The 361-nt window shown below is 68.1% G+C and carries 1 protein-coding gene; it reads right to left on the bottom strand.

Features of this window, described 5'->3' with window-relative positions:
• On the bottom strand, positions 1 to 361 hold a 361-nt coding region (locus tag ACQG3P_RS18920), incomplete at both ends, for a Bax inhibitor-1/YccA family membrane protein (protein ID WP_426805894.1).

Below are 361 nucleotides of genomic sequence, written 5' to 3'. Positions count from 1 at the left end.
TCCGCCAGCAGGGCAAACAGGGTGCCGAAGGTGAGCAGCACGGCCTGGCCTACGATGCCCGGGCAGCGCGCTTCGAACACCGCCGAGATCGCGCCCAGGAAGAAGCCTTCCCCCAGCGCGTACATCGGCGCGGTGACCGGCGACCATTCCTTCTTGAACACCGTCACCAGGGCCAGGACCAGCCCGCCGATGGCGCCGCCGATGGCATAGATCCTCGCGCCCGGGGCGATCTGGCCGTCGGCGCCGATGGCCTGGCTCCAGGCGAAGGCAGCAGTGAGCCCGGTCAGCAACAGCAGGATGCCGGACTTGTTGACCGTGCCGTTGAGGGTCATCACCTGGTCGTGCGAGGTCACCACCGAGA

Origin of the sequence: Stenotrophomonas sp. SrG, from assembly GCF_050031795.1 — a bacterium.
Taxonomy (GTDB): Bacteria; Pseudomonadota; Gammaproteobacteria; order Xanthomonadales; family Xanthomonadaceae; genus Stenotrophomonas; species Stenotrophomonas rhizophila_A.
This window is presented reverse-complemented; position numbering and strand designations above follow the sequence as displayed.